Raw genomic sequence first — 25,210 nt, 5'->3', positions numbered from 1 at the left:
CAAGGAACCCTACAATGACCAACGTACCGACTCTCACCGATGCACTGCTTACCCTGGAAAACCGGGTAGCCACCCTCACCCTGAACCGTCACGATCTGCGCAACGCACTGACAGGCTCCAGCCTGATCGAGGACATCGTGACCACTGCCGACTGGGTCAACCAGTGCGATGAGGTATCGGTACTGGTGGTCACTGGTGCCGGCTCCGCCTTCAGCGCCGGCGGTAACATTCGTGACATGGCCAATCGCAGCGGAGATTTCGCAGGTGATGTGGCCGAGTGCGCAGACCGCTACCGCAAGGGTATTCAGCGAATTCCCCTGGCCCTTCAGGACGTGGAAGTGCCGATCATCGCCGCCGTAAACGGCCCCGCCATCGGCGCAGGATTCGATCTGGCGAACATGGCCGATATCCGCATCGCCTCGGAAAACGCCAGGTTCGGCGAAACCTTCCTTAACCTCGGCATCATTCCCGGAGACGGCGGCGCCTGGTTCATGCAACGCCTGATCGGCTACCAACGCGCCTTTGAGCTGACACTCACCGGCCGCATCATTGACGCCAAAGAAGCCAAAGAGCTGGGCATTGTGCTGGACGTGGTATCGGCCGACGAACTGCTCAACACAGCAAATGCCATGGCAAACCGCATCGCCAGCCAGCCCCCGAAGGCCACCCGATTAACAAAACGCCTGATGAAAATGGCACCGCGTATGGAGCTGAAAGATTTTCTGGATGTGTGCGCGAATTTTCAGGGCATGTGCCACAACGAGCCGGAGCATCTGGAGGCGGTTAACCGGATGCTGGAGGCTATGGCCAGGAAGTGAGCATGTCTGGAGCCGGCACCCGCAAATCGCCCGATTCAACTCAAATCTGTTGAATCATTAACGTGCCTCTCAATCTGACTCAGGTGCGGGTACCGTTGTTTACAATTTACAAATGTTATCAGGTATATCCGATTACCTTGTACCGGCAAAATAGAACGCGATTTTGCCATTGCTTGCGGCAAATTCAATACTCCCCTCCCCCTCACTACCTGCGGGAGTGAAAGTACCGATGCCAAGGTAATCCCCATCTCTTTCCTCGCCTGTGGCTTCGGGCAGATCAGTGCAACCTGACGCTTCGTAGGAGAGTTCATAGATATTGACTTCAGCAACCGGAATCGTGACCTGTCCCTCGAGAATACATCCTCTGTCGACGCCGTTTATACCGCCGTCGACGTCTATCATAATTTGAGGGTCTGACCCGGCGCTGGCCTCGTGTGTACCTGCAATTTGATCAAACCTCAGACTTTGATTGCTAGCTGAGTTATCTCGCGTAATCTTGATTTCCTCTACAAGGGCCCCGGTATCCAGTAACGCAGACACATTTTGATCTGGAGGCACAACGCCCACGATAGTAGCCTTCTTGTCAGCGCTCTCCGGCGTGCGAACCCACTCGTCAAAGAGCTCGTATTCAACCACAGGACCCTCAATGTAAGAGCCCTCTGAGTCAGAAAGACCGTCATAAATTAAAGTGCCCGAAGTAACACGGTCACCAAAGGGGAAAGTGAAATTGCCCGTCGCGCTCAATAACATGGGCCCAACGAGAGGTTCCCTCTCATCCGTGTAAGTCACCACAACTGAATAAACACCGGCTTTGAGAATTGCATCGGCTCCGACGAAGTGGTCTTGAACCTCTTTTCCCACAAAGTCGTCACTACCGCTTGAAGTATCTTCAGGCGTTCCGCCGCCGGTGTTTTCTTGACTTATAACAGTAGTGCTACTAGAGCCGCCACCTCCACAGGCGGCCAACGAAAGCGTGACGAAGACCAGGGAAAATCTTGTTAACGTGTTTCCGGGGAGCTTTAACATCCTGTTTCCTTATTATTGGACTATTGGCTTTGGCCAATACCCCCTTCCGTAAAAGTAATGCGATTGCCTTTCACTTATTGCTATATCAAAGAGGCTAGGCTCACTGGTTTCCGAGTTCTGTACGCTATCGAACATAGCCGGGAATTATTGGCCGGAGTCCGGCCCTGCAATATTGGAATAAGGCCAGTTGCAGAACGCCAGAGTGCGCAACCGCACAGACCTTATTCACGTATGGGTACAGGGTGTTTGGGAAATTCTGCTGGTCCATGCCAAGGGAAGCTTGAGCGGCCGGAATGCCGCAGGGAGGCCGTCACGATGACCGAGGGATGTAAAGAGGAGAGGAACGCCATAATCGAGGCGCTGCCGGACGAGGAAGGCCGCCGGTTTACAGCCCTGTGTCACAGAACCGAGCTCAGACAGGGGGACGTTCTGTGGGAGTCGAATCAGGACTTGCAAGCGGCCTATTTTCCGACGTCGGGGGTCATTTCACTGGCTATGACACTTGATAACCGTTCGCCGCTCGAGTTGGGCCTGGTCGGTCGCGACGGCATGCTCGGATCTACGGTGTCACTGGGCATCCTGGCGGCGCCTATGCGCGCGGAGGTGCAGGTGGCCGGCACGGCCCTGATGATGGCGACGGCGCAGTTGCAACAGGAACTGCGTGCCAACTCGCATCTGCTGGAGTCAGTGCATCACTACGAGTTCCGGCTTATGATGCAAACCCTCCAGACCGCTGCCTGCATGCATTTCCACGAGATAGAACCCCGCCTGGCTCGGTGGCTGCTGATGACCCGGGACCTGAGCCTCTCCGATACGATCCACCTCACCCACTGCCAGCTCGCCCATGCGCTGGGAGTGCGCCGAAGCGGCATAACCCATGCTGTCGGCTCCCTTCACCGGCGGGGCCTGATCAGCCACTCCCGTGGTGTGATCCGCATTCTTGATCATGCCGGTCTTGAGAGCGCAGCCTGCCGCTGCCACGCCACCCTCACCAACAGGTACCGCGTGGTGTTCGGGACGGACATTGAGCAATGGCCCCCGGAGCCCTGGCACATCAATCATCAACCCGCAGACACCAGATGAATAATATTTGACGGACTCGATACCCAGAACGCCTGGAAGCCATCCGGCAGGGGTTCGATTTCATCGCGACGATCACAGCCCTGCTCAGCCAGATATTCAGATGCCAGCTCGATATTGTCGGTGACTATCTCCAGCCATATCTCCGCCTGGCTGATCCGTGCTTCACAATCCAGCCATAACACCTTGTCCCCGAACTCGAACCGGGGCGTGGTGTCGCTGCCGATGGCAGTAAGTTCCCTGAGTTCTACAACATCGCGATAGAAACCAACGGTGCTTTCGTACTCATGTGTCGGTATTTTCATGGCGATATTCTTGCCGGGTCTGAATTCGGGTTTCATGGTGGGCACCTGCTCTTTTGAGTGGATCAGGGGAAGCGCTTGCGGTTGTTCCATTCACTTATTTTAGACCATTCGGAGATGGGCCGGAGGGACAGAGTGGCGCAGGTAGAGGGACTGTCATGTCAAGATATGGATAGTATTGGGCGTGAGTGCCTGGATAAAAGCCAGTCGTAGAAACTGGGACACTCATTAGCCAGCCAGAGTCAATGGGCCATACTAATCCCTTATGATGTCTTTTAAGACAGAGTCCCGTACTAACTGAAGCCAGAGCTTGGCGGTAGCGGCTAAGGAACAGCGAATTGCCCATGAACCAGGACAACACAACACACCATCGCGTCGCCCCAAAACTCGCATCGTTGGCGGTCCTACTGCTGGCAACCGTGGTGATGTACGTAAGCCAGGGATTAACTCATACGCTGGTTCCGCTTCGGCTCGCCAGTGGCTCCATCTCGGGCTTTGTCACGGCTTGTTATTTCTTGGGATTCGGCCTGGGCGCTTTTCTCGGGCCGCTGCTTATCCGGCGCGTCGGCCATATCCGCGCATTTGGCGGCCTGTTGGGTATTGTCATCTTTGCCGTGCTGTCCCTCGCGCTGATCGACTCCCTCTGGTTCTGGGGAATAATCCGACTACTGCATGGCGCCAGTATTGCCGCCGTAGCAGTTGTGGTTGAAGCCTGGTTGGTTAGTGCCTCCGGCCCCGAGGCACGCGGACGGGTGCTTGCGGTCTACACCCTCGCAGTTTACGGAGGCATTGGCATTGGGCCACTGTTTCTGACCTTCTTGCCAGACACGCTCTGGCAACCATTCAGCGTCGCGGCTATCGCCCTATGCCTGGCAGCGGTGCCAGTACTGTTCTGGCGCACCGACACGCCGGTAATCCCCCCCCGTGCTCCCGCCAACTGGCGACGCATGATAAACGTCTCGCCAGTGAGTCTGGCAACGGCCACTGCGGCCGGCTTTTCGGGAGGTGCCCTTACCGCACTGGGGCCGATCTACGCGGTCTCGTTGGGCTTGGACACGTCCAACGTCGCGCTTATGATGAGCGTGCCCGTTATTCTCGGCCTGATTCTGCAATGGCCCGTGGGAATGCTATCGGACCGTTACGAGCGCCGTCGGGTAATGTCCAGCGCGACCTTGGTCAGCGCCAGTTTCGCACTCATGCTCATCTGGGGCCAGAGCCTGGGATTGGCCGCGATTTACATCCTGCTGGCGGGCCTCCACGGTGTTCTGTACGCACTTTACCCCCTTGCCCTCGCCCATGCCAACGACCGCGTTGGAACGCCCACCGATACCGCTGATATCGGTGCCGGGCTACTGTTGGGCTATGGCATAGGTGCGGCGGCGGGACCCGCTGTTGCCGGCGGCGTTGCCATTGCCATGGGGCCGTTATCTGGCTTCCTGGTAGCCATGGTAGCTCTGGCGCTGACGGGCTCCTACATCCTAGTGGATGTTCACCGCCATTCCCGGGTCGCCATCGTCGATAAGGGCGCTTACACCAATCTGCCTTCCTCAACCCCGGAGGTGTTTGAGCTGGAGCCGCGAACCGTCCCCGATCCAGTGACTAAAACCTACCTGACTACCACCCGCACCGATGAGTCAAAGGACCCGAATGTATGATGGTAGGGGGAAAGTCCACATTACACTTCTGGTCAGCCCGATATTCTGGTTGTGCATATACTCTTATGGTTATCCATCCTGACCACAGGAGGTTTGGACATGCCGACTCCCAGCCGCGAGGAGCTTCTGGATGAGCACCAACCCGATGCGGTGCGCGCACGGCTGGCAAAGCCGATGCGAGCTTCAACGTTGCCTGATGCTGTACTCGGAGGTATTGATGGTTGTGTCACTACCTTTGCGGTGATATCCGGTGCTTTCGGTGCGGGCTTCTCGCCACAAGTTGCATTAGTCCTGGGTTTCGCCAACCTGGCTGCTGATGGCTTCAGTATGGCGGTGAGCAACTATGAGGCTGGCCAGGCACAGTTGGCTCAGATTGCGAGCGCTAAACAGGTCGAACATCAACATATTGCCTTGATACCGGAAGGCGAGCGAGAAGAGATTCGCCAGCTGTTCCACGCCAAGGGATTTGAGGGGGAGCTGCTTGAACAGGTGGTCGAAGCCCTATGTCACGATCCAGAGGTATGGGTCTCCACCATGTTACGAGAAGAGTATGGGCTTTCTGCTGCTGGATTAAGTCCTTTGCGATCAGCTCTGACTACGTTCGCTGCGTTCCTTTTGATCGGAACTTTGCCCCTGTTGCCCTATGCTCTGCCAGGGTTCAGTACCACAACTCAATTCCTGGCAAGTCTTGGTCTCGCAGGGCTGGTGTTTTTAGGTATCGGCATGCTTAAGAGCGCGGTATATGGTGTGCCAGTTTGGCGTTCAGGACTGCGTACATTGTTAATGGGTACCGCAGCGGCCGGATTAGCTTTTGCTACCGGCTATTTCGCACAAGGGTTCCTAGGTGACTGAAACGATTGAGAGATCAAACAGAAAACACTATAACCGATTGATGACGATGGTGCCCGGAGCCGGAATCGAACCGGCACGACCTAACGGTCGAGAGATTTTAAGTCTCTTGTGTCTACCTATTCCACCATCCGGGCATTCGGAGGGAGTTTTGAAGGGCAGGATTGTATAAGGCCGCGTTCGGTAACGCAATTCAGATTCTGCTTCGCCCCGAAACCTGGTGTCAGGCATCCACAGGTTTCACCGCCCTGCCCTTATAGATGTAACCGGCGATTTTCGGCGCTTTGGGAATGTAAAGGTTTTCCAGCTCCAGGATCTCGAAACCGGCGTGCCGGATCAGGTCGGCGATGTGACGGTTCAGGTGGCAGCCACCGGCAAACTTCTTCCAACCCGGAGTAATCCGGTGTTGCCATTTGCGGGTGTTGTCATGGGGAGATTCTCCGTGCTCCAGGAACAGGAGTTCGCCACCGGGTTTCAGTACCCGCCACATCTGCTGCAAAGCGGTGTGCCAGTCCGGAATGGTGCACAGGGTGAAAGTGAGCAGTACGGTGTCCACGGAGTGATCTTCCAGGGGGATTTTTTCTCCGGGCAGGTCCAGCCACTCCACTTTGATGGGAGACCGGGCGAGGTTCGGCTGGGCCTTGCTGCGCATACCATCTGAAGGCTCAAGGCCGTACACCATGTCGACATGGTCGGGGTTATAGAATTCCATGTTGATGGCAGAGCCCATGCCCACCTCCAGTACCCGACCTTTGGCGTGTGGAACTACCTGGCTGCGAAGTTTCATCACCTGGCCCATTGAGCAGGCGCGGTCTATGATGTGTGGCAGTATCCGGTTCTCGTAAAAGCTCATTGGCTTCACCATACTTGTGCTATATCAAGAGGTGCGACAATCTGACCTATCGGTTTTGTCACCAGGTTTAGTAGCATGACAATGATCTGCCGGTAATAACAACATAACAATTTTAGCTAAGGCAGCGGCTGAACGGGTTCGCTGGGCCCGTTCGTTATGATGTAAACGTTACCGGAGGGTTCCCATGGAACTAGATCCTCTTATCCTATCGCGAATCCAGTTCGCGTTCGTGGTGTCATTTCACGCCATTTTCCCAGTGTTTACCATCGGGCTTGCCTCTTACATCGCTGTCCTTGAGGGCCTGGCCTTCAAGACAAAAAATCCTTCCTGGGTAAAACTTTCTGCCTTCTGGACCAGGGTATTTGCGGTGGTCTTCGGCATGGGCGTGGTGTCGGGCATTGTGATGTCTTTCCAGTTCGGCACCAACTGGAGCAATTTCGCCCAGGCCACTGCCAATTTCCTGGGACCTATGCTGAGTTATGAGGTGGTAACGGCCTTCTTCCTGGAAGCGGCGTTCCTTGGTGTGCTGCTGTTCGGCCGTGACAAGGTGCCCCCCGGCGTTCATCTGTTCGCGGCAGTCATGGTAGCAACGGGCACCTTTATTTCTTCGTTCTGGATTCTCTCCGCCAACAGCTGGATGCATACTCCGGCCGGCACCGAATTCCGGGATGGTGTGTTCTTTGTGACTTCCTGGAGCGAGGCGATCTTCAATCCCTCCTTCCCCTACCGCTTTACCCACATGGTACTGGCCTCCTTCCTGACCGGTGGTTTTGTGGTGGCAGGTGTGAGTGCCTGGTACCTGCTTAAAGGCCGCGAAGTTGAAGCAAACCGCAAAGCGCTGTCCATGTGCCTTTGGCTGCTGTTGGTTATTGCTCCGACCCAGGCGGTGGTAGGCGACTTTCATGGCCTCAACACCATGGAGCACCAGCCCATGAAGGTGGCAGCCATGGAAGGTAACTGGGAAACCTCCCGTAATGTGCCGCTGCTGCTGTTTGCCATTCCGGATCAGGCCAACCAGACCAACCGTTTCGAGATTGCAATCCCCAGTCTGGCCAGCTTCATTCTTACCCACGAATGGGATGGGGAAGTGCCCGGGCTGAATGAAGTGGCGGCAGAGGAGCAGCCGCCGGTAGCTATTGTGTTCTGGTCGTTCCGGGTGATGGTTGGCCTGGGTCTGTTGATGATTGTGTTTGCCTTTGCGGGCCTGGTACTTCGCGCTGGTGGACGTTACTGGCAAACACCATGGTTCCTGCAGGGTTTGAGGCTCATGAGCCTGACACCCTTTGTCGCGGTGCTGGCCGGCTGGTTTGTAACGGAGATAGGCCGTGCGCCCTGGCTGGTACAGGGGCTGATGAACCACAGTGAGGCTGTTACGCCCTCACTGACAGGCGGTATGGCGCTGTTTTCACTGATTGGGTACTTCGTGGTCTATGCGTTGGTGTTCAGTGCCGGTGTCTACTATCTGATGCGGGTGTTGTATGTGGGAATGGAAGACAGCGATATCGATAAGGAGTACGGGTCCGACCGGCCCAAGCGCCCCTTCTCTGCCGCTCACGTGCCGTTCGACATCGATGATAACGGCACTCACAAGCCACTGAACCAGGGAGGTCACTGATTATGGGCATGCTTGATCTGGTTCTGATCTGGGCGTTTATTATCGGTTTCGGCATCATCATGTATGTGGTGATGGATGGCTTTGATCTTGGCATGGGCATTCTCTTTCCTTTCGCACCGACGGAAGAGGACAGGGACACCATGATGAATAGCGTAGCGCCGGTCTGGGATGGTAACGAAACATGGTTGGTGCTGGGCGGTGCCGGACTTCTGGCCGCATTTCCCCTGGTTTACACCACCATTTTGCCGGCGCTGTACATCGGTGTGTTCCTTTTGCTGGCAGGCCTGATCTTCCGGGGTATCGCATTCGAGTTCCGCTTCAAGGCCAGTACTTCCCGCTATCTCTGGAACTGGGCCTTTGCGGGTGGCTCAACCCTGGCGGCGTTTGCCCAGGGCGCAGTGGTTGGTGCCTATATTCAGGGCTTTGAAGTAACCGACGGGGTTTACACCGGTGGTGCGCTGGACTGGCTGAGTCCGTTCACGATTCTGACCGGTTTCGGCCTGCTCGCCGGCTATGCCCTGCTGGGCTCCACCTGGCTGATCATGAAAACCGAAGGTCGGCTTCAGGAGTGGGCGTACAGGATTACCATCCCGTTGTTGCTCGGCGTGTTGGGCGTGTTCGTCATCATCAGTATCTGGACACCGTTCGTGGACGAGATGGTCAAGGACCGCTGGTTCTCCAATATCACCGTGATCTGGATACTGCCGGCACTGACTCTGATCTGCGCCTTCCAGATTTTCCGGTCAGTGCGTAACCGCTTTGAGGGTATGCCCTTTGTGGCAACTCTGGGACTGTTCATATTCACCTACCTGGGGTTGATTGTCAGTCGCTGGCCTTACGTGGTGCCGCCAGACATTACCCTTTGGGACGCGGCGTCCGCCTACGATTCCCAGTTGTTCTTATTGATTGGTCTGGTGTTTGTCATTCCGGTTGTGCTTGCTTACACCGCCTGGACCTACTGGGTATTCCGCGGCAAGGTCCGCGCCGGCGAGGGTTACCACTAAGTGACAGAGCCGGTCACTGCCCGTAGCTGGCTGGAGGGGCTTGCTGCCCATGGCCGCCCGCTGATACTGGCGACGGTATCGGCGGGCGTGGTAGCAGGCATTGCTACCATTGCGCAAATGGCTTTCCTCGCAGCAATTGTCCACCAGGGCATCGCTGCGAAGGTGCCCGTTGAAGAGCTCTCCCTGTTGTTCACTGGCGCTGTTGCCGCAATCCTGATCAGAGGCATTGCTCAGGGACTTCAGGCCCGGTTTGCGGCACGTTGCAGCCGTAAGGTGCGCAGTGAGGTGCGCCACCAGATCAATCGCAGCTGGCAAAAAGCCGGACCTGTTGCCATCGGCCAGATTTCGGCGGGCACCCTGGCTCGTGAGTGGCTCGACCATACCGACGCCCTCCATGGCTACTTCGCCCGCTTCCTGCCCCAGATGATTCTGGCTGTGATCGTGCCGTTACTGGTTCTGGTGGTGGTATTCTCGCTGGACTGGCTCGCGGGGGTGTTCCTGATGCTGTCTGCTCCCCTCATTCCCTTGTTCATGGCGCTGGTGGGCATGGGTGCCGAAAAGCTTAACCAACAGCATTTCCAGACCATCGGCCGGCTGTCGGGTCAGTTCCTGGACAAGGTTCGGGGGCTGACAACCTTGCAGTTATTCGGTCAGACGGACCCGGCAGCAGAAACCTTGCGTAAACGCTCCGACGATTATCGCCGCGTCACCATGAAAACCCTGAGGATTGCTTTTCTGTCCTCAGCGGTACTTGAGTTCTTTGCTTCGGTCGCCATCGCCGTCGTGGCCATTTATATCGGCTTTGGCCTGTTGGGCTATATCACCTACGGGCCAGCGGAAGACCTCACGCTGTTCTCGGGTTTGCTGGTGTTGTTACTGGCACCGGAGTTCTTCCAGCCGTTGCGCCTGTTATCCCAGCACTATCACGACCGTGCAGCGGCCATGGGCGCTGGTGCGGAGATTGTAGAAAGGCTTTATGGGGTTGATGAACCCAGGGCCCCGGCGCAAAGCACCCCTCATCCACAATCGCCAGATGCGATTACCGCGCGGGATCTGACTCTCGCCTACGATACCGGGCGTCCGATACTGGATCAGGTGTCGCTGGAGATCCAAAAAGGCGAAGTGATCGCGCTCACCGGCCCTTCCGGGGGTGGCAAGTCGTCCTTGCTGTACCTGGTGGCAGGCTATATGCAACCGGACCAGGGCCGCATAACGGTCTTCGGGGCCGCGCCCGGGGAACAGTCTTTCGGGTGGCTCGGGCAGTCTCCGTTTCTGGTGCACGGTACCTGGGCGGACAACCTTCGGCTGACAACCCCGGACGCCACCGACATTGCCATAGAAACCGCCTTACGCCAGGTTGGCCTCGGGGGCCTGCTCAACAGCCGGGAACGGGGCATCTACAGCCGAATCACCGAGGATGGCCAGGGCCTCTCCGGCGGCCAGGCACGCAGGCTGAGCCTGGCGCGCGTATTTGTTGCCAATTATGACCTGATTCTGCTCGACGAGCCCACAGCAGGCCTGGACAGCGATAGTGAGATCTACATTCTTGAAGCGCTCCACAAACTGGCACTGGCGGGTAAAACGCTGATCTTTGCCACCCATCATCAGGCCCTGCTCACCCTGGCGAACCGCACCTTGCTGGTAACCGGGGGAGGCGTGCACGATGCGTGAGCTGTGGCCCTGGCTGGCCCTGATCATCCGGCGTCCGGGCCGACTGGTGACAGGCGGATTGCTGATATTGGCTACCTTGCTGTCAGGTATGGGGCTGCTGGCGTTGTCAGGGTGGTTTATTACCGCCACCGCCCTCACCGGCCTGTTGCTGGCGGCCGGAGTACAGGCGTCGCTCAACCTGTATGTTCCCGGTGGCGGCATACGCTTCTTTGCAGTGGCTCGCACGGTTGCCCGTTATGCCGAGCGGGTTTATAACCACGATACCGTGCTGCGCCTGTTGACGGATATCCGGGTGGCCCTGTTTGAGCGGCTTTGTCTCTCCGCACGACACCGCAGGAACACCTTACAGGGCCCTCAGTGGCTGTCACGGCTTACCAATGACGTCGATGCCCTGGATACTCTGTACCTTCGCCTGATAGCGCCTGCGGCCCTTGCGGCGCTGGTAACCGTCATACTGGTAGTCGTTGCCGGTGTGTTCTATAGCCGGGATATCGCCATAGCCCTGGTGATCACACTGTTGCCGGCGTTTCTGGTGGCGACGGTTGTGGTTTACCTGCGCACCCGCCATCTGGTTTACCGGCAAACCGACGTTCGCGAACGAGTGCGGACTGACGTGATCGAGCACATCGAAGGCTTTGCCGAACTGACGGCGGCAGGCCGCACCGGCAAACACGCCGCCCTTTGCCTGCGCCAGGCTGACCAGATTGCCCGCAGTGACTCCCGGGCTGATACTCGCTCCGGCTGGAACCTGGGGCTGGCGCAGGTAATGGTGAACCTGGCTGTTGTTCTGGCTCTGTGGATGGGGCTTGATCTGTTCCAGCAGGGCACTGTTACCGGGCCGGTGGTGGTGTTGCTGCCAGTGGCTCTTCTGGGGCTGCTGGAGATCTATTCTGTACTTCCGGATGCCTTTGCCAGGCTGGGCGGAACGCTTGCCTCTGCGGCCAGGCTGAACCGTGACTGTTCGGCAGAATCTTCCAGCGCAACCGAGCCCGGTCAATGTCCGGTAGACGATCGCCATGCGCTGGAACTGGAACAGGTGACCATCCGGTTTGGAGATCACTCTCCGGTACTCAGCCGTTTCGATCTCTCGGTACTGGCCGGTGAATGGGTCAACATTATTGGCGGTTCCGGTGCCGGAAAATCATCGCTGGCCGAGGTCATGGCCGGCCTCGAGAAACCTGCCTCGGGCCGCGCTCGCCGCCGGCCACCAGCGTATCTTACGCAACAGACTGTGCTGTTCGAGGACACACTGAAAGCGAACCTGCTGATTGGCAGGCCGGATGCCTCTGATGCGGAACTCTGGCGGATTCTGAACCTGGTGGAAATGGCAGATCGCTTCACTCACGAACCGGCACAGCTCAACACCTGGCTTGGTTCGATGGGCAGTCAGCTTTCAGGGGGGGAAGCCCGGCGAATTGTTCTGGCGCGAGTACTACTGAACGAGGCACCACTGGTGATTCTGGACGAGCCGTTTACTGGCGTAGATGCGGCCACGAGGGACAGGATTGCAGCCGGGATGAAGCAGTGGCTGTCAGGGAAAACGGTTATCGCGCTGGGGCACGCGCCGGAGGCTCTACCCGCCTCCGACCGCACCATCCGGCTCAGCTGATGCCGGTTCAGCTGGTTTCCAGTACCTCGAACGTCAGGCCGGCCTTGGTGGTCAGACGCTCGAAGAGTTTGCCATCCAGCAGTGACGATGGTGTCCAGAAACCACCCTGCTTGTCACCTTCAACATCAAACGCAAGGCACATTCCGGCTTCACCCAGCATCTTGCCGGTGGAGCCGTAACCCGGGTCGCGATCACCGGTCACCTTGGTCTTGATGGTCTTGCCGTCGGCCGTTTTACCCACGAAGCGCAGATCATAGAAACCGTTTTTCTGGGCTTCGGGGCTTGGGCCCTCACCCGGTTTAGGCACAAATTTCTCCACCACCCAGCGCGACGGCCTGAACGCGGACGCAGTGAAGAATCCGCCCAGAGCGCCGGTGATACCGTAGGCTGCAAGGCGGCCCTTCATGCCCCGCCCTGTCATCATGGCTTCGTCGTACGTGAACTCTTTGCCATAACGGGCGTTCTGCAAGGCGTTGGAGCGATGAACAACCCGTGTATTGATGGCCCCCATTACGAACGGCGCCAGCCAGACATTGAAATCCTTGTCGAACTCCGCCCCTTTCAGGCTGGGCTGACGGGTACTGGAGCGATGATCCGGTGGGCAGATAGAGAATGGATTTGCCAGCTCCTTGCGCAATTTCGGGTCCGCTGCAGCTTCTTTGGCCACGTTCATCATGCTGGCTACAGTGCCGCCCGAGAACTCACCCTTGGCAACCTTTACCCGCATGCGAACATCCTGGCAAGGCGTGCCAAAGGTCGCCTCCGACTGTTCCTGCAGGAACCAGACGCCCATGTCGGACGGAATGGAGTCGAAGCCACAACAGTGGACGATGCGAGCGCCAGAAGCCTTGGCTGTCTCCTCGTAGGTTTCCACCATTTTGCGGATCCACTGAACCTCACCGGTGAGGTCACAGTAATCGGTGCCGGTCTCAGCGCAGGTTTTCACCAGCGGCTCGCCATACAGGGCATACGGGCCCACCGTTGAAATCACCACGCGGGTCTGATCGCACATGGCTTTGAGCGCGCTTTCGTCGCTGGCATCCGCAACGATCATTGGCAGGTTTCCTGCCCCTTTGCCCAGGCTCTGTTTCAGGGTGCTCAGTTTGCTCTCGGAACGCCCGGCAATGGCCCAGCGAACGTCCTTGCCAACGCCATAGGATTCAAACAGGTAATTCGTCAGAATTTGCCCCACGAAACTGGTGGCACCGAATACCACGATATCGTAAGTGGTGTCAGTCTTTGTGCTCATTGGTTGTCCTTAATCCGTCAATATCCGTTATGAATTGCCAGCGCCGGACCGGGCAGTCTTCGCGCCCATCAGTACCAGGAAAAGTGCAACGCCCAGCCCCCAGAAGCCGTTAAGTATCAGGCCTCCGACCCAGGTCTGGGCAGACACCGCAAGACCCTTGAGGGGGAAGACAACCAGCATCGCGACGGCGGTTGGTCCGATGGCGCCTACTATTACATTACCCAACCAGAACTTAAAGCCATTCAGGCGCCCGAGAATGGCCCAGAGCACCAGGCCCCAAAGCCCGCCAAAGAATGCCAACGAAACCACAGCAGGCACTCCCAGGGGTGGTACCGGGTTCAGATTGAACGGCTCGGCTGGCACCATGCCTACGAAGTAAAACAGGGCAAGCAGCCCCTGGTGAAAAATCAGTGTTGCAAGAAAGCCACTGACGAACGCTTTTAACCAGATCATGTCATTATCCTTACGATTGTTTCCCTGGAAATTACGACAAAAACGTCGCACCGGCCAATCGATTTAACGGGTCGATACGGCACACTCTGTCAGAATTGATTTACCCGAACCCCGGAGGTTACCCCATTGAACACCCTGCTTCTGGTACTGAGCCTCATACTCGCCATTGTCAGCGGCTGGCTGTTCTGGCGAGTGCACCGTCAGCAAAAAGTCATCACGGAGGCGCTCGCCGAGAGCTATGGCCCTGATAATACACGGGATCCGGAAATGTTACTTACGCTCCGGGTGCGGGATCCGATTGCCCTGGCGAAACGGGAATCCAAATCGGCCCGCATGCTGGCCGATCGTCTTCCTGTCATGGTGCAACGGCTGGTTTACCAGGAAGTGATGAAGGAGCTGGAAATCGAACTGGCGGAACGGGAAATCGACGTGGAAATGAAGCTGGAATACCGATAAGAGCCACCAGGAGCCGCTATGGACGCAACCACCCTGCTCAGCCTGCTTGCTACTGCCGTCACTACCGGGCTCGTCGTTTTTGCCATCAGGCAGCACGCCCGTAACACTCATGACCTCAGAGTGCTCAGAGCAAAACAGATTTCAGCCCACAACCACCTGCAAAAAAGCCGCATGGACCTGATGGAAACCCGCAATCGCGCCCGGCTTCTGGAAGAAACCGTCAAGAACGGCACCAGTGCCGTGGAGAAAGTACACAGGACTATAACCACAACCACCTTCAGCCTCATCGACCGCTTCTCAACCAGTGAGGAACTACGGGAAAACGCTCGGCGGGCACGGCGGAGCCACGATCAGACCAGTGACAGGATCTATCGCACGGTTCATACCACCAACAAGGCCCTGCATATCCTGGCGGATTCGCTGTTTATTGGTAAGAAAGAGAAGAAACTGACTGAACGGAAAAACCTGAAAGATAAATAAGTTCAAGCCTATAAAAAAAGGCACCCTCAGGTGCCTTTTTTAGAAATCAGAAAGTTAGAGAACTTTCTTCAACTCTTCTTCAAGCTGCGGAACCGCTTCGAACAAGTCCGCGACCAGGCCATAATCCGCTACCTGGAAAATCGGCGCTTCCTCGTCCTTGTTGATCGCAACGATCACCTTGGAGTCAGACATGCCCGCCAGGTGCTGGATGGCACCGGAAATACCAACGGCGATGTACAGCTGTGGTGCAACGATCTTGCCGGTCTGACCGACCTGCATGTCGTTGGGCACGAAGCCGGCGTCTACCGCAGCACGTGAAGCGCCAACAGCAGCACCCATCAGATCGGCAATCTGCTCCAGCATCTTGAAGTTCTCGCCGTTCTGCATGCCACGACCACCGGAAACCACGATACCGGCGCTTGCCAGATCCGGACGGTCAGACTTGGCCAGCTCTTCGTTGACGAACTGGGACAGGCCGGCGTCTTTAACAACATCCAGGGTTTCAACTGTCGCAGAACCGCCTTCACCGGCAACCGGATCAAAGGCAGTCGGACGAACCGTGATCACCTTGATGCTGTCAGTGGATTTGACGGTGGCAATGGCGTTACCGGCGTAGATCGGGCGAACGAAGGTGTCTTCGGACTCCACACGCATGATGTCGGACACCTGGGCAACGTCCAGCAGCGCGGCAACGCGCGGCATGAAATCCTTGCCAACGGTACCAGCGGCGGCCAGGATATGGCTGTAACCTTTGCCTACCTCGGCAACCAGCTCACCCAGGTTCTCACCCAGAAAGTGGCCATACACGGCGTTGTCGGCGACCAGTACCTTGCTAACGCCTTCGGCTTTCGCCGCTGCTTCGCCTACCGCTCCGCAGTTCTCGCCGGCAACCAGTACGTCGATGTCGCCACCGATGGCTTTGGCAGCAGCCAGAACGTTCAGGGTTGCCTGCTTCAGCTCGCTGTTGTCATGTTCAGCAATTACAAGGATGCTCATTTAGATCACCTTCGCTTCGTTCTTCAGTTTGTCGACCAGCTCAGCTACATCAGCAACCTTCACGCCTGCCTGGCGAGAGGCCGGGGCCTCTACCTTCAGGGTAGAAAGACGCGGAGCAAGCTCAACACCCAGGTCAGCCGGGCTCATGTTGTCCAGCGGCTTCTTCTTGGCCTTCATGATGTTTGGCAGAGAAGCGTAACGCGGCTCGTTCAGGCGAAGGTCCGTGGTAACAACCGCAGGCAGGTTCAGCGCAACGGTCATCAGGCCGCCGTCGACTTCACGGGTTACGTTAACCTTGTCGCCTTCAACAACCACTTCAGAGGCAAACGTACCCTGCCCCATACCAGTCAGCGCGGCCAGCATCTGGCCAGTCTGGTTGTTGTCGGAATCGATGGACTGTTTGCCGAGAATGACCAGCTTGGGCTCTTCCTTCTCAACAACGCTCTTGAGCAGCTTCGCCGCTTCGAGAGACTGAACCTCTTCGTCGGTTTCGATGTGGATACCACGGTCAGCACCCAGAGCCAGAGCGGTACGGATTTGCTCCTGGCAGGCCTTCGGGCCGATGGATACCACCACGATTTCGCTGGCAACACCCTTCTCTTTCAGGCGAACCGCTTCTTCAACAGCGATTTCGCAGAATGGGTTCATTGCCATTTTGACGTTGGCGAGATCAACGCCGGTGTTGTCCGGCTTGACGCGCACCTTCACGTTGTAGTCGATAACTCGTTTTACGGCGACCAGAACCTTCATAGATTCCTCGTTCTTCATACGATGAGTTTACATTTGAGAACAGCACATGCTTGCGGGGCCTGCTGTCTGTAAGGGCGTCATAATACTGCAGGCAAAGGGCATCGGGGTCAATAGCCCCACTGGACGTTAAACAGCCGCGCTCGCGGCCAATGCACACCAGTTGACTCCACCTGAGCGTGAGACGATACTAAAAAATGACTCAAAAAACACATTTTAGCCCAGCGCCATTTAACAATGCCAAAGGTAAGCCCAAATTTCAAACAAACGTTTGTTTGATTATTCAATTGCGGTATCCTTTCAGTTAACAGAACAGGGGCTTTCGCTTTGAGGGAGTCGTCTACACAACGTTTTACCGGTATGATGACGCCCCTGAGAAATTGCCTGTTGGCATTACCAATAAAGATGAGGAGACCAACGTGGAACGCGAATCGATGGAATTTGATGTTCTGATCGTCGGCGGTGGCCCAGCTGGCCTCTCGGCAGCCTGTCGCGTCATGCAGATGGCCCAGGAAGCCGAACAGGAACTGACCGTCTGTGTCGTTGAGAAAGGTTCCGAGATCGGGGCTCATATTCTGGCGGGCACGGTGTTTGAGCCCACTGCCCTCAACGAACTGTTCCCTGACTGGAAAGACAAAGGCGCACCGCTGAACACGCCGGTCACGCGGGATGACATTTTCCTGCTGAAGAACCAGGAAAACGCCAGCAAGATCCCCAATGCCTTTGTGCCCAAGAACATGCACAACCACGGCAACTACATCATCAGCCTGGGTAACCTGTGCCGCTGGCTTGCCGAACAGGCTGAAGGCCTGGGTGTTGAGGTCTATCCCGGTTTTGCCGCCTCTGAAACCATCGTTGAAGATGGTCAGGTCAAGGGCATCATCACTGGCGATATGGGCGTAGCCCGTGACGGCTCCGAAAAAGACGGCTACATGCCGGGTATGGAACTGCGCGCCAAGTACACCCTGTTTACCGAAGGTTGCCGTGGCCACCTGGGCAAACGCCTGATCCAGGATTTCAAGCTGGACGAAGGCAAGGACCCGCAACACTACGGCATCGGTATCAAGGAACTGTGGGACATCGACCCGGCCAAACACGAGCCCGGCCTGGTTATCCACACCACCGGCTGGCCGCTGAATGAATCCGGCTCCACCGGCGGTTCTTTCCTCTATCACCTGGAGAGTGGGCAGGTTTACGTTGGTCTGATCGCCGACCTGTCATATAGCAACCCGCACCTGAGCCCGTTCGATGAGTTCCAGCGCCTGAAGCTGCACCCGGAGATCAAGAAGCACCTGGAAGGCGGCAAGCGAGTAGCCTATGGCGCCCGCGCCATCACCAAGGGTGGCTTCAACTCCCTGCCGAAGATGAGCTTCCCCGGCGGCCTGCTGCTGGGCTGCGACGCCGGCACGCTGAACAGCTCCAAGATCAAGGGCTCTCACACTGCCATGAAGTCCGGCATCCTGGGCGCAGAAGCTGTGTTCGAGGCTCTGAAGGATGGCAAGAGCGGTGAGGAAATCACCAGCTTTGAGGAACGCTTCAAGGACAGCTGGCTGTATAAAGAGTTGTACGACGAGCGCAACTTTGGTCCGGCGATGCACAAGTTCGGCAACATCGTGGGTGGTGGTATTGCCTATTTCGAGCAGAATATACTGCGGGGCAGCCTGCCGTTTACTTTCCACGACACTACGCCAGATTATGCAACCCTGAAGCCAGCTGACCAGGCGAAGAAGATTGCTTATCCCAAGCCGGATAACAAACTGACCTTCGACAAGCTGTCCTCGGTGTTCATTTCCAACACCAACCACGAGGAAGATCAGCCGATTCACCTGAAGCTGTCGGACCCTGAGATCCCGATCAAGGAGAATCTGCCGAAGTACAACGAACCCGCGCAGCGCTACTGCCCGGCAGGTGTGTATGAGGTGGTTGATGCAGAGGATGGCAGTGGCAAGAAGTTCCAGATCAACGCCCAGAACTGCGTGCACTGTAAGACCTGCGACATCAAGGACCCGGCCCAGAATATTACCTGGGTAACGCCGGAAGGCGGCGGTGGTCCGAATTATCCGAATATGTGATTTGGAATGTTGCATAAAAAAACGGCCCACAAGGGGCCGTTTTTTTGCAACTTTAAAAAGCCTTAGTGAGCGTGACCGTGCTCTTGCTCTTCGTCGGTTGCTTCGCGCGCTTCAACCACTTCCACGTCAAAGTGCAGGGTCTGACCTGCCAGCGGGTGGTTTGCGTCGATAGTGACAGTTTCGTCGCCTACTTCCACAACACGAACTACCTGGGGGCCGCCCGGAGTCTGTGCCTGGAACTGCATGCCCGGCTCGATGGTGTCCACACCTTCAAACGCAGAACGCGGAACCGGCTGAACCAGTTCTTCGTTGACTTCGCCGTAGCCTTCTCCGGGCTCGACAGATACTTTCACCTGATCGCCAGCGTTCTTTTCATTCAGCGCATTTTCCAATCCGCCGATAATGTTCTGAGCACCTTCCACATAGGACAGAGGCTCGCGACCTTCTACACGGGAGGAATCCAGTTCTTCTCCCTGGTCGTTGGTGAGCGTGTAATGGATGGTGACAACACGAGGTTGGGCCATGTGATCTCCTTGCGTGTCGCAATGACTGTTTGATTTAAATTTGGGTAATCGAAAGTAATCTTGAACAGCCAGACTGCACAGAGGGACTTACGACCACCGGGCCTCGTTAGAGAGCCAGGCTCGGTAACAAGTTCGAAAGCACAGTTTAACAAGTGTCGTACTGCGTTTTCTACCGTCAGTTATTTGGGACGGTGCCCCATAATTCAACCGTTGGCGGCAATTTTATAGAAATTTCCGCTACTCCAGACACCTATGGCGGTTTCGCCTTCAATGACTTCTTCGGTCACCAGGTCCGCCATGTCGTAATAAGCGGCGGTGACAAGCCGCGCTTCAATGCCATGGCGCAGTTTAACCACTGGCCGCGGCTCGTCGGTACCTTCGTAGGTTCCGACGTGAAGCGGATGCGCCTCTCCAATCTCTATGGTTTCGCCGGTATTGGTGGTCACAGACAGCACCTGCTCCCTGCCCTGGCCGCTGGCATGAAGAGAGTGTGCGAGAAGCGGAGCGTCTTCGACGGTAATCCGCCACTTTTCCACCGGCGTGACCAGATAATAGTGCCCATCGTCTTCGCGCCGCAGGATGGTGGAAAATAACCGTACGATCGCCTCACGGCCAATGGGCTTGCCCTGGTAGAGCCACTGGCCGTCACGAGCGATGACAATATCAATAGCTCCAGACAGCTCCGGATTCCACTTGTCGAGAGGCGGCAGTCCCTTACTCGAGGCTTGCGCATTCTCGACCTGTTCGGCAATTGTTTCGGGCTTCTGGGTCATAAGGACGATTCCTCAGTAAATCCGGTCATGGCAGAAACTGGGCCCTGAGGTCTGCGCACCCTGGCCCGGCAACAGGCATCTCGAGTACGACGGCCTGGGCGGTCATGAAGGGTATTCCTTTGCGATGACCATCCACCAACAGCGTTGAGAGGCTGCCGACAAAGGGCATATGGGACACAATCATCAGCTGCGACGGTGCCGCTTCAATAAGCTTATCCAGACAGCGCCCCGGGTCATCGTCCGGAGTAATATAGTCTTTTTCGGTAACCGCGCAATTGAGGATCTCCGAGGCGATTGCTGCCGTCTGGCGGGCACGCACGAGCGGGCTGCACCAGATAAATTCTGGCCGCCAGGGTGACTCTGCGATCTGCGCTGCAACATCCGCCACACCGTGCCGGCCGAATTCCGTCAGCTCCCGCTCCCTGTCGAGGGTGTGCCAACCGGCTTCACCATGACGCATGATAATCAAGTGCACTGCTTACCTCCGGATATGCCGAAGCGCTGTTGACTGACTATTGACTAAGAGTACGCGGCAGAATGAATTCCACGTCGGAGTTCTGGACCGACATCATCAGGCTGTTAATGACCGCACTGATGGATGCGCCATCATAGAGTATTTCATACAGGCCTCTTACCAGAGGCATATAGATACCGATGGCTTCGGACTTTTCCTTGACCAGTTTGAGGGTGTAAATGCCCTCAGCGACCTGACCCAGCTCGGCCACGGCATCGTCGAGTGCCTTGCCCTTACCCACGGCATAGCCCACACGATAGTTACGGCTCTTCGGAGAGGTGCAGGTTACGATCAGGTCCCCGACGCCGGCCAGCCCCATAAAGGTCATCGGGTTTGCCCCGAGACTGACGGCAAAGCGGCTCATCTCCGCCAGCCCGCGGGTAATCAGCATGGCCTTGGCGTTTTCACCCAGATCCCGCGCCGAGGCGAGCCCGGCCACGATGGCGTAGATATTCTTCAACGCCCCGGCCAGCTCCACGCCGTAGACATCGACGTTGGCGTACACCCTCAGATATTCACAGCCCAGCAGTTCCTGGACGGTGCGGCGAACATCGGGATCCTTGGCAGCAATAACGGTGGCGGTGAGATCCTGGCTGACAATCTCTCCGGCCAGGTTCGGGCCACTGAGAACACCGATCCGACAGCGCGGGATCTCTTCCTGCAGAATCTCGCTCATCAGCTTGAAACCGTGTTCCTCAATACCCTTGGTCAGGCTGACGACAATCTGGCCTTCATGGAACTCGGCACTATTATCCCGGATGACGGCCCGGAATGCCTTGCTGGGAATGGCGACCAATACAATTTCTGCCCTGCCTATTGCCTCCGGAAGACTGGTGGTCGGCTGGATATCGCCAGTCAGCTTGACGTCGGGCATATAACGGCTGTTAATCCCGGTATCGCGGATCTCATCGGCCTGGGCTGCATCACGCATCCAGAAGTGCACGGTATGGCCGTTTTCTCCAAGAACCTTGGCCATGGCGGTACCGAAACTTCCGCCGCCAAGGACTGCCACATCGTGGCCTGTTGGAGCGGACTCCGGTGGCCGTGGGGCTTTATTATCAGGCATAGTTGTTCCGTTGTTGCTTGCTTATCGTTGGCCCGGTTACGGCCGGCAGGAATGGACAACACTGTAACGATCGCCGGCTTTAACCAGGCTCTTCGCATTCCAGGGCACGCACCAGGTTCTTGAATTCTTCCCGGTTGCGGCTGTTCAGGCCCATCAGCACCCGGTGCGCGTCCAGAACCTTGTCCCGGACGTCCTGCTCGCTGGCACGCAATACGGGTATTTCTTCCAGCTCCTCAATTCGGGAAGCGGGCTCTCGGACAATAATAAATATCTTGTCGAAACCCATGGAAGTAATGATTCGGGTAATATCCGGGTTAGTGGAAATCATCGTTGGCAGGAAATTACTGCGTTTCTGGGCCGCCATGGCGATCTTGGCCAGCAGCCCAAGGGTGGTACTGTCGATAATCTCGGTTTCCGTGAGATCGATAACCACCGTTTTGAACTCGGGGTCCTGGGTGATGGACTCAACCAGATGGTCCAGCGTCGAACATAGGTTCAGCCGGATTTCTCCAATAAACTTCAGGACATAAATGCCCTGTTTTACAGCTTGCAGGATCTTGTAACCAGCCATTGAATCCACTGCCACTATTTCGACGTTGGGCTATCTCTATCGGGCTCCGGAACCATGTCCGTTACCGATACAATAGCAATATCGTCAGGTAACTCTGTGATCTCGTCGAGATTCAGAGCTTCGCTCAGCGAAGCAATAGTGTGACTACCTCCCGAGACGAGTTCAAGTAATGTCTTTTCCTTTTCATCAAGGCTTTTGGCCTTGATCACTTCCAGTATACCGTCTGAAAACAGAATCAGGTGAAACGGCTGCTCCAGCGGCACCTCGTAGACTTCCCACTCCGGAGCCTCAAACAGCCCTACCGGCAGCCCGCTACCCTCGAGAAACTCGGTTCGGCCGCCTTCCACCGACAGGATGGGCATGGGAAAATGTGCCCCCACCGAATACCGCAGGCACCGGTCGGTGGTGGAAATAATTCCCACAAACACGGTCACGTGTTTGCCCAGGCCGGTATCCAGCAATTCTGAGTTGATTCGCTCAAGGAACCGCTCAGGGTACAGTATGTCGTCGCTGGAACCGCGCCGCAGGTTGCGTTGAAGCCGGTTTGTCAGGTTCTTCAGCAGCACGGTTACGAACGCAGAGCTGGCACCATGGCCGGACACGTCAGCAATGTAAACCAGCACCTTGTCTTCGGATATACGGAAATAATCGAGAAAGTCGCCACTGAGAAACAATGACGGCTTGATCAGATGTTCGATAGAAAGGCCCGACAAGACTTGCTCGTTGTCGGGCAACATACGCAGCTGAACCTTGCGCCCTGCCCGCTGGTCGGCCCGCAACTCGGCAATACCGTCCCGCAGGTCGCGGTTGGCTTCTTCCAGCTCCTGCCGATAAAGCTGATTGAGCCGATTTACCCGCACCCGGTCAAACAGTTTACCGAGTACGTCGTCCAGGGCACCACGATCATCCGAACAGGGCTTAAGCACGATATCCGCTGCGCCTGCCCGCAGGGCATTGACTATTTCAGGCGCATTTTCGGTGGAGTAACAGGCAACAATAGGTGTAAAGGTTTCAGCATCTTCCAGCCGGTTAGCCAGCTCCCCAATGGCCTCCGGAGACATATCGGCGAAAATAATGTCCGGAATATTGTCATTGAACAGGGAGCGAGCCGAGTTCAGATCGGCATAGCCGGTTACATAGAAACCTCTGGCCTCAAGGTACCGACCCAGTTCCGAACGGGCATGCTCATCTGAATCAATTATAAGAATGCGCTCAGTGCGCGCTGTCATGGTTATTGCCCTAAACTACCATTGGTAAACGGGAAATCGGCTTTCTGATATCTATTCTGGCATGCCCCTGTGATATAACAAGACATGTTTGATGTTTTTGGGAGGTTGTAATCTATGAGAAGTGCCGTAAATGATCTGCTCGGGGCCTATGACAAACTGATCATGGACCCGGTTCATGGCGGCATTCCGCTATACCGGCATGAAATAAAGGTTATCGACCACCCCCTGTTTCAGCGTCTGCGCAATATCTGCCAGAACGACATACTGAGCCTGGTCTTCCCTGGTGCAACACACTCCCGCTTCCTGCACAGCATCGGTGTCATGCACGTGGGCACCCGTATGTTCCGCTCCATGATCGATGCCTATCTGCGGGAACGGCAACTGAGCGACCAGACCGACCTCAGCCTGAGCCAGCTGGACGCCATCGACTACCTGGCCAAAACCATCCGCCTGGGCTGCCTGTTGCACGATAGTGGCCATTCAAGCTTTTCCCATCAGTTCACCCAGGCCCGGCGGATTCATGATCTGATGTCGCGCCCGGACCGTTTCGATGACCTCTGGGAAGGTGTTGATTACTCGCTATACCACTCTGAACGGCCGGTGGAGCTTGAACACGAACATTATTCCGTACGCGTCGCTCATGATGTGCTCAGCTCCATTGATCTCGACTCAGCGGGGCTGGACGCCAGAGACGTGATCGGAATCATGGAAACCACGGATGTCAGCCCCAGTGACGCCTTCTGCAGGCACGCGCGTACCTTCTGGAACTTTATTGCCGGCGAGGATGCCGAATCCGGTGTTCTCAGCGAGGCGGATACGCCGCGACTGGTGATGGATTTGCTGTCATCCATCGTGTCGGGCGAGATCGACGCAGACCGGGCGGATTACATGCTCCGGGACGGTTTCCACTCTTCGGTGACCATTGGCGGTTTCAATCTGGATCACCTGCTCAGCAACCTGCGCTTTGGCTGGGATGTGCGCGAACCCTGGCTCGGCCTGGCCATCACCCAGAAGGGCCTGGGCGCCCTGGAAGATTTTGTCTACAGCCGCCACCAGATGTACCGAAAGGTTTACGCCCACAAAACCGCTCTTGGCTTCGACTGGCTGCTGCGGGAAGCCATTAACGAGGTACTGGAAGACCCGGAGATTTTTGACTGGGTGGACACCTGCCTCAGTAACATGCGGTATTTTGCGGAGCTGACTGACAGTTTCTTCTGGGAGGCGTTTCGCAAGGTGGCGCGGAAGAAGCCTTCGAGCTATTCACGATGCATTGTGGATCGCATCAAGCTGAACCACCTTGATACCCGCGAAGACCTATCGCCCCAGGGTATCAGCGATCACAGCAGCTGGCTGTCCCGCGAACTGAACCTGCATCAGGAACAGGTGGTGACCTGTTCCATGCGCGCCCGGTTCTCCAATATCCAGGACAATTTCAATGGTATCAAAGTGCTGGCAAGGGACCCGATCAATCGAACCCGCTCCCTGAAAAAGATTACCGATGTCAGCGCGTTCTTCAGCAAGTTCAGTGACGGCACCATCAGCCACTTTTATGTGCGGCCAGATGTGCTCGACGATCGCTGAGCACCGGCACCAGCCCA

General features: G+C 56.5%; 25 protein-coding genes and 1 tRNA gene. 12 read left to right on the top strand and 14 right to left on the bottom strand.

What is annotated here, in order from left to right; genetic code table 11:
- Positions 1 to 14: 14 nt before the first annotated feature.
- Positions 15 to 818 (top strand): enoyl-CoA hydratase-related protein, encoded by an 804-nt coding sequence (locus QPL94_RS12695; RefSeq protein ID WP_285357736.1) that lies wholly within the window; start codon positions 15 to 17, stop codon positions 816 to 818.
- A 132-nt stretch (positions 819 to 950) separates the two neighbouring features.
- Here QPL94_RS12695 and QPL94_RS12690 read toward each other — a convergent pair whose 3' ends face one another.
- The gene (locus QPL94_RS12690) at positions 951 to 1,844 is read right to left on the bottom strand and encodes a hypothetical protein (RefSeq protein ID WP_285357734.1); all 894 of its coding nucleotides are present in this window, start codon (positions 1,842 to 1,844) and stop codon (positions 951 to 953) included.
- Positions 1,845 to 2,159: 315 nt separating this feature from the next.
- Here QPL94_RS12690 and QPL94_RS12685 point away from each other — a divergent pair, with 315 nt between their 5' ends.
- Positions 2,160 to 2,927: a Crp/Fnr family transcriptional regulator gene (locus QPL94_RS12685; protein WP_285357731.1), complete on the top strand. Its 768-nt coding sequence runs from the start codon at positions 2,160 to 2,162 to the stop codon at positions 2,925 to 2,927.
- Here the strand turns inward: QPL94_RS12685 and QPL94_RS12680 are convergent.
- On the bottom strand, positions 2,906 to 3,265 hold the full coding sequence (locus tag QPL94_RS12680; RefSeq protein WP_285357730.1) for a VOC family protein: 360 nt from the start codon (positions 3,263 to 3,265) through the stop codon (positions 2,906 to 2,908). The two genes, QPL94_RS12685 and QPL94_RS12680, sit on opposite strands and share 22 nt — an antisense overlap.
- 305 nt (positions 3,266 to 3,570) lie before the next feature.
- Here QPL94_RS12680 and QPL94_RS12675 point away from each other — a divergent pair, with 305 nt between their 5' ends.
- Together QPL94_RS12675 and QPL94_RS12670 are read left to right on the top strand one after the other, a co-directional pair.
- Entirely contained in the window at positions 3,571 to 4,881 is a 1,311-nt protein-coding gene (locus QPL94_RS12675) for an MFS transporter (protein WP_285357729.1), read from the top strand.
- Positions 4,882 to 4,980: 99 nt separating this feature from the next.
- Positions 4,981 to 5,733, top strand: coding sequence for a VIT1/CCC1 transporter family protein (locus QPL94_RS12670; protein WP_285357728.1), 753 nt, complete (start codon positions 4,981 to 4,983; stop codon positions 5,731 to 5,733).
- A gap of 47 nt (positions 5,734 to 5,780) precedes the next feature.
- On the opposite strand, the gene QPL94_RS12665 is transcribed toward QPL94_RS12670, so the two are convergent.
- Positions 5,781 to 5,867: transfer RNA gene (locus QPL94_RS12665), tRNA-Leu, on the bottom strand.
- An 86-nt stretch (positions 5,868 to 5,953) separates the two neighbouring features.
- A complete protein-coding gene (locus QPL94_RS12660; protein ID WP_285357727.1) occupies positions 5,954 to 6,583 on the bottom strand; it encodes a class I SAM-dependent methyltransferase in 630 nt (209 codons plus the stop codon).
- A gap of 184 nt (positions 6,584 to 6,767) precedes the next feature.
- On the opposite strand from QPL94_RS12660, the gene QPL94_RS12655 reads away from it, so the two are divergent.
- Genes QPL94_RS12655 through cydC form a run of 4 tightly spaced genes read left to right on the top strand, consistent with a single transcriptional unit; the run spans position 6,768 to position 12,482 of the window.
- Positions 6,768 to 8,198, top strand: coding sequence for a cytochrome ubiquinol oxidase subunit I (locus tag QPL94_RS12655; protein ID WP_285357725.1), 1,431 nt, complete (start codon positions 6,768 to 6,770; stop codon positions 8,196 to 8,198).
- 2 nt (positions 8,199 to 8,200) lie between these two features.
- Positions 8,201 to 9,202 carry a cytochrome d ubiquinol oxidase subunit II gene (gene cydB, locus QPL94_RS12650; RefSeq protein WP_285357723.1) on the top strand — a complete coding sequence of 334 codons (1,002 nt, stop codon included), beginning with the start codon at positions 8,201 to 8,203 and terminating at the stop codon, positions 9,200 to 9,202.
- Positions 9,203 to 10,873, top strand: a complete 1,671-nt coding sequence (cydD, locus tag QPL94_RS12645) for a thiol reductant ABC exporter subunit CydD (RefSeq protein WP_285357722.1) — start codon at positions 9,203 to 9,205, stop codon at positions 10,871 to 10,873.
- Entirely contained in the window at positions 10,866 to 12,482 is a 1,617-nt protein-coding gene (gene cydC, locus QPL94_RS12640) for a thiol reductant ABC exporter subunit CydC (protein ID WP_285357721.1), read from the top strand. Before cydD ends, cydC begins: the two co-directional genes overlap by 8 nt.
- Before the next feature lie 7 nt (positions 12,483 to 12,489).
- On the opposite strand, the gene QPL94_RS12635 is transcribed toward cydC, so the two are convergent.
- Complete coding sequence (locus QPL94_RS12635; RefSeq protein ID WP_285357719.1) at positions 12,490 to 13,731, bottom strand: saccharopine dehydrogenase family protein; 1,242 nt, start codon at positions 13,729 to 13,731, stop codon at positions 12,490 to 12,492.
- Between the two features lie 27 nt (positions 13,732 to 13,758).
- The gene (locus QPL94_RS12630; protein ID WP_285357718.1) at positions 13,759 to 14,184 is read right to left on the bottom strand and encodes a hypothetical protein; all 426 of its coding nucleotides are present in this window, start codon (positions 14,182 to 14,184) and stop codon (positions 13,759 to 13,761) included.
- Between the two features lie 126 nt (positions 14,185 to 14,310).
- On the opposite strand from QPL94_RS12630, the gene QPL94_RS12625 reads away from it, so the two are divergent.
- Positions 14,311 to 14,640: a hypothetical protein gene (locus tag QPL94_RS12625; RefSeq protein WP_285357717.1), complete on the top strand. Its 330-nt coding sequence runs from the start codon at positions 14,311 to 14,313 to the stop codon at positions 14,638 to 14,640.
- Between the two features lie 18 nt (positions 14,641 to 14,658).
- Positions 14,659 to 15,120 carry a hypothetical protein gene (locus QPL94_RS12620; protein WP_285357716.1) on the top strand — a complete coding sequence of 154 codons (462 nt, stop codon included), beginning with the start codon at positions 14,659 to 14,661 and terminating at the stop codon, positions 15,118 to 15,120.
- 54 nt (positions 15,121 to 15,174) lie between these two features.
- Here the strand turns inward: QPL94_RS12620 and QPL94_RS12615 are convergent, their stop codons facing one another.
- Both QPL94_RS12615 and QPL94_RS12610 read right to left on the bottom strand, forming a co-directional pair.
- Positions 15,175 to 16,116 carry an electron transfer flavoprotein subunit alpha/FixB family protein gene (locus QPL94_RS12615; protein WP_285357714.1) on the bottom strand — a complete coding sequence of 314 codons (942 nt, stop codon included), beginning with the start codon at positions 16,114 to 16,116 and terminating at the stop codon, positions 15,175 to 15,177.
- Positions 16,117 to 16,866, bottom strand: a complete 750-nt coding sequence (locus QPL94_RS12610) for an electron transfer flavoprotein subunit beta/FixA family protein (protein ID WP_137434489.1) — start codon at positions 16,864 to 16,866, stop codon at positions 16,117 to 16,119. It lies immediately after the preceding gene.
- A 416-nt stretch (positions 16,867 to 17,282) separates the two neighbouring features.
- On the opposite strand from QPL94_RS12610, the gene QPL94_RS12605 reads away from it, so the two are divergent.
- Positions 17,283 to 18,935 carry an electron transfer flavoprotein-ubiquinone oxidoreductase gene (locus QPL94_RS12605; protein ID WP_285357713.1) on the top strand — a complete coding sequence of 551 codons (1,653 nt, stop codon included), beginning with the start codon at positions 17,283 to 17,285 and terminating at the stop codon, positions 18,933 to 18,935.
- A gap of 62 nt (positions 18,936 to 18,997) precedes the next feature.
- Here QPL94_RS12605 and QPL94_RS12600 read toward each other — a convergent pair whose 3' ends face one another.
- The 6 genes from QPL94_RS12600 to QPL94_RS12575 form a co-directional block, all read right to left on the bottom strand.
- On the bottom strand, positions 18,998 to 19,459 hold the full coding sequence (locus QPL94_RS12600; protein ID WP_137434491.1) for an FKBP-type peptidyl-prolyl cis-trans isomerase: 462 nt from the start codon (positions 19,457 to 19,459) through the stop codon (positions 18,998 to 19,000).
- Between the two features lie 203 nt (positions 19,460 to 19,662).
- Positions 19,663 to 20,232 (bottom strand): DUF1285 domain-containing protein, encoded by a 570-nt coding sequence (locus QPL94_RS12595; RefSeq protein ID WP_285357712.1) that lies wholly within the window; start codon positions 20,230 to 20,232, stop codon positions 19,663 to 19,665.
- 25 nt (positions 20,233 to 20,257) lie between these two features.
- Entirely contained in the window at positions 20,258 to 20,707 is a 450-nt protein-coding gene (locus tag QPL94_RS12590) for a SixA phosphatase family protein (RefSeq protein WP_285357711.1), read from the bottom strand.
- Between the two features lie 37 nt (positions 20,708 to 20,744).
- Entirely contained in the window at positions 20,745 to 21,812 is a 1,068-nt protein-coding gene (locus QPL94_RS12585) for an NAD(P)H-dependent glycerol-3-phosphate dehydrogenase (protein ID WP_285357710.1), read from the bottom strand.
- 79 nt (positions 21,813 to 21,891) lie between these two features.
- Positions 21,892 to 22,383, bottom strand: a complete 492-nt coding sequence (locus tag QPL94_RS12580) for an STAS domain-containing protein (protein WP_285357709.1) — start codon at positions 22,381 to 22,383, stop codon at positions 21,892 to 21,894.
- A 14-nt stretch (positions 22,384 to 22,397) separates the two neighbouring features.
- Complete coding sequence (locus QPL94_RS12575) at positions 22,398 to 23,612, bottom strand: PP2C family protein-serine/threonine phosphatase (protein WP_285357707.1); 1,215 nt, start codon at positions 23,610 to 23,612, stop codon at positions 22,398 to 22,400.
- Between the two features lie 114 nt (positions 23,613 to 23,726).
- Between QPL94_RS12575 and QPL94_RS12570 the strand changes: the two genes are divergently transcribed.
- Positions 23,727 to 25,193: an HD domain-containing protein gene (locus QPL94_RS12570; protein ID WP_285357706.1), complete on the top strand. Its 1,467-nt coding sequence runs from the start codon at positions 23,727 to 23,729 to the stop codon at positions 25,191 to 25,193.
- Positions 25,194 to 25,210 lie beyond the last annotated feature (17 nt).

The organism is Marinobacter sp. SS13-12 (assembly GCF_030227115.1).
Taxonomy (GTDB): domain Bacteria; phylum Pseudomonadota; class Gammaproteobacteria; order Pseudomonadales; family Oleiphilaceae; genus Marinobacter.
The sequence above is the reverse complement of the archived record's forward strand: the minus strand, read 5'-3'. Positions and strand labels throughout refer to the sequence as shown.